This window comes from Sphaerospermopsis reniformis, assembly GCF_005402885.1.
In the GTDB taxonomy this organism is placed as follows: Bacteria; Cyanobacteriota; Cyanobacteriia; order Cyanobacteriales; family Nostocaceae; genus Sphaerospermopsis; species Sphaerospermopsis kisseleviana.
In genome coordinates, this window is the sequence record NZ_BJCE01000358.1 from 1 (window position 1) to 3,698 (window position 3,698).

General features: G+C 36.0%; 4 protein-coding genes and 1 pseudogene. All 5 read left to right on the forward strand.

The features are described from left to right. Positions 1-147: pseudogene (locus FFR48_RS26210) on the forward strand (hypothetical protein); the annotation flags it as partial. A gap of 77 nt (positions 148-224) precedes the next feature. Next, on the forward strand, positions 225-731 hold the full coding sequence (locus FFR48_RS26215; RefSeq protein WP_137669377.1) for a pentapeptide repeat-containing protein: 507 nt from the start codon (positions 225-227) through the stop codon (positions 729-731). A gap of 168 nt (positions 732-899) precedes the next feature. Next, on the forward strand, positions 900-1,217 hold the full coding sequence (locus tag FFR48_RS26220) for a hypothetical protein (protein WP_137669378.1): 318 nt from the start codon (positions 900-902) through the stop codon (positions 1,215-1,217). An 8-nt stretch (positions 1,218-1,225) separates the two neighbouring features. Next, positions 1,226-1,621: a type II toxin-antitoxin system VapC family toxin gene (locus FFR48_RS26225; RefSeq protein WP_137669379.1), complete on the forward strand. Its 396-nt coding sequence runs from the start codon at positions 1,226-1,228 to the stop codon at positions 1,619-1,621. 167 nt (positions 1,622-1,788) lie between these two features. Continuing rightward, complete coding sequence (gene murJ / locus FFR48_RS26230) at positions 1,789-3,399, forward strand: murein biosynthesis integral membrane protein MurJ (protein ID WP_137669380.1); 1,611 nt, start codon at positions 1,789-1,791, stop codon at positions 3,397-3,399. The last annotated feature ends 299 nt before the right edge of the window (positions 3,400-3,698 follow it).

The following is a 3,698-nucleotide window of genomic DNA, read 5'->3' on the forward strand; positions in this document are numbered from 1 at the left end:
CAAGAACTGTATGTAGGTTCTTTGGGCTTGTTGCTGTTGGCTGCATTGTTCCTGTTCGCTGGTTGGTTGCACTTACAACCCAAGTTCCGTCCTAGCCTCTCTTGGTTCAAGAGTGCTGAACCCCGTCAGAACGAGAGAAAAAGAGGTAAGGGTTTAGTAATGCTAAACCCCTACAAATAACTACAAATAACTACAAATAACTACAAATAATGATTATTAAAGTTATGAAAAAAAATTTGTGGAGATTATTAAGTTTACTGTTGATTTTGCTTTTAGCTTGGTTGTGGATAATGATTAATCCTAAACCTGCTTTTGGGCAAGTCAATACTATTAACTATAACAACGCTTCTTTAGAAAATCGTGACTTTTCTCACACGGATTTATCAGGAGTCAATTTCGTAGCTGCGGAAATGCGTGGGGCAAATTTTCAAGGGGCAAATTTAACTAATGCCATGTTAACTAAAGGTGTCTTATTAAAGGCAAATTTACAAGATGCTAATTTAACCGGTGCTTTAGTTGATCGTGTCACCCTAGATGGTGCTAATCTCAAGAACGCTATTTTTACAGCAGCCACTTTAACCCGTAGCCGCTTTTATGATGCGGATATCACTGGGGCTGATTTTACAGACGCTTTGATTGACCGTTATCAGGTTTCATTATTGTGTGAACGGGCTGATGGTGTTAACCCTGTAACTGGTGTGGCTACACGGGATAGTTTGGGGTGTAGGTAGGTCATAGGTGACAGTGAAGAAGAGGGTGTAGGGAGGGGTGTAAGAAAAAGTAGAGTCTCCTTACATTTATTGTTTGAGACTAGGGACGAGACAAACTGTTATTAATTCCGAAAAATCTAATTATCACAATATGTTAAAATCCAAATAACAATAATTAGAGAAATCACTATGAACAATTTAACATTAGAGACATTATTCAAAGAAATAGATAATTTAACCGAAGAGGAAAAAATTGAATTAGTCAATTACTTAAACAAACAAATTCAAAAACAACCAGGTAAAAATACAGCAAAAAATTTAGTTGAATTATTTCAAACTTCTCCTTTAGTGGGTGTAGATTTAGATTTGGAACGTCAAAAAGATTTTGATCATCGTAATTTCGAGACCTTAGCAGCAGCTTTTCAAGAACTTCAACAAATCTGTATAGAAGAAAATTATGATTTAGAAATTCCCTCTCGCCAAAATCGCCCAACTCCCTTTGATTAATACTAAAAATGACATTTTTGTGTGATACTAATATTATTAGTGAACTAGCTAGACCTCAACCTAATGCTGGTGTATTGATATGGTTACAAAATTTATCTGATATCAATATAAGTGTAATTACAGTTGAAGAAATTTATTATGGTTTAACCGCAAAACCTAACCCAAAAATTCAAAATTGGTTCGATAATTTTCTCAAAAATAATTGTCAAATATTACCTATTACTGATGAAATAGCTAAACTCTGTGGTGAAATAAGAGGACAACAAAGATTAACTGGTAAAACTGTCACCCAAGCAGATATGATGATTGCTGCTACTGCTAAAATACACCAACTTACTTTAGTTACGCGCAATATCCGTGATTTTGATAGTTGTGGTATTCCAATTTTAAATCCTTTTACTTAACTATCTAACAATCACATCCTGTACATCCTGATATGGCTTGCGTCACGCTACGCTATCAGACAAATGAGGTAACAAACCATTTCTTTAAAAGTTACCAGATAGATGTTAAAATTTGTCGGTTAAATATTCTTAGATATGCCTTTTGCAAGATTTTCCGGGTATTATTCGTGACTGAACAACAACAAGATCAAAAACCCTCTCATTCATTTGCTGGTATTGCTGGTATAGTTGCCGCAGCAACCTTAATTAGTAAAGTATTTGGTTTAATTAGACAACAGGCGATCGCTGCTGCTTTTGGTGTCGGTGCTGCTGCTACTGCTTACAGTTACGCCTACATTATCCCCGGTTTTTTATTAATACTACTTGGTGGTGTCAATGGTCCTTTACATAGTGCTATTATCAGCGTTTTAGCCAAGCGGAAAAAAGAAGAAGCAGCGCCTTTAGTAGAAACAGTCACAACCTTAGTAGGTGGGTTATTATTAATAGTCACAATTGCTCAGATTTTTTTAGCAGAACCAATAATTGATATAGTTGGTTATGGTTTAGAACCTAACACTAGAGAAATTGCCATTCGTCAATTACAAATAATGTCCCCAATGGCGTTATTTTCCGGTTTAATTGGCATTGGTTTCGGTACTCTCAACGCAGCAAATCAATATTGGTTATTATCAATTAGTCCTTTATTATCTAGCGTTACCGTTGTTATTGGTATTGGTATTTTAGCTTTACAATATGGTAAGGAAATAATTCAGCCAGAATTTGCATTTATTGGGGGAATAGTTTTAGCAATTGGCACTTTAGCCGGGGCAATTTTACAATGGATAGTCCAGTTAATTGTGCAATGGCGGTTAGGTTTAGGAACATTGAAACTAAGATTTGATTTTAAATCTCCCGCAGTTCAAGAAGTAATTAAAATCATGACACCGGCAACAATTTCTTCGGGAATGATGCCGATAAATGTAGCGACAGATTTATTTTTTGCCAGTCCCATTAAAGGCGCAGCCGCAGGTTTTAACTATGCCAATTTATTAGTACAAACTCCGTTAGGGATTATTTCTAATATTATTTTATTGCCTTTATTACCCATATTTGCCAAATTAGCAGAACCAGAAAACTGGCCAGATTTAAAATTACGCATTCGTCAAGGACTGTTATTAACTGCGGTGACAATGCTACCTTTAGGGGCGTTGATGATAGCTTTATCTGAACCAATAGTACAGGTAGTTTATCAACGGGGAGCATTTAAACAAGAAGCAACCCAGTTAGTTTCCTCCTTATTAATAGCTTATGGAATTGGGATGTTTGTTTATTTAGGGCGTGATGTTTTGGTGAGGGTATTTTATGCTTTAGGTGATGGACAAACACCTTTTAAAATTAGCACGTTTAATATTTTATTGAATGCAATTTTAGATTTTATTTTAGTTAAACCCTTTGGTGCGCCTGGTTTGGTGTTAGCTACAGTAGGTGTAAATTGTAGTTCAATTTTAATGTTGTTGTGGTTATTAAATAGGAAATTAAATGGTTTACCTTTACGGGAATGGAGTTTACCAATTTTCGGTTTAACTGCGGGTAGTTTCGTTGCTGGTGTTGCGAGTTATGGGACTTTGGTTGCTTGTCAGCAGGTGTTAGGAAATAAGGGGTTAGTTGTTTTAATAGTTGAGTTATGTGTTGCTGGTGCAGTGGGAATTGGTGTATTTTCTGTGATTGCGGGGATGATGAGGATACCGGAGGTTAATAGTTTTGTGGTGAAGATGCGGCAGAAGTTTTTGAAGAGGTAGGTTTTCTTAATTATCTTTTCTTGACATCAGAAGAATAATAATTTAATGAACCACGAAGACACGAAGAACACGAAGGAAGAAGAAAAAGAAGAAAAGAAGATAGGTAATATTAACCCCCGGTAATGGAGTAATTCTAGTGTAGGGTTTGCTGAATAAACCTAAAACCTTGATGTATCAAAGGTTAGAGGCTGATAAACACAGAAATTAGTGCAAGGGTTTTGAAGGGTATACCGGAAAAAGTGTGCATTTTTGGGGATTTCAAGAGATGGCAAAGAAATTTTCAAATCTCCTCCTGACTC

What these genes read in the sequence shown, in the direction of transcription:
- FFR48_RS26215 (WP_137669377.1), top strand. Translation starts at nt 225, where the DNA reads ATGAAAAAAAATTTGTGGAGATTATTAAGTTTACTGTTGATTTTGCTT.
- FFR48_RS26220 (WP_137669378.1), top strand. Translation starts at nt 900, where the DNA reads ATGAACAATTTAACATTAGAGACATTATTCAAAGAAATAGATAATTTA.
- FFR48_RS26225 (WP_137669379.1), top strand. Translation starts at nt 1,226, where the DNA reads ATGACATTTTTGTGTGATACTAATATTATTAGTGAACTAGCTAGACCT.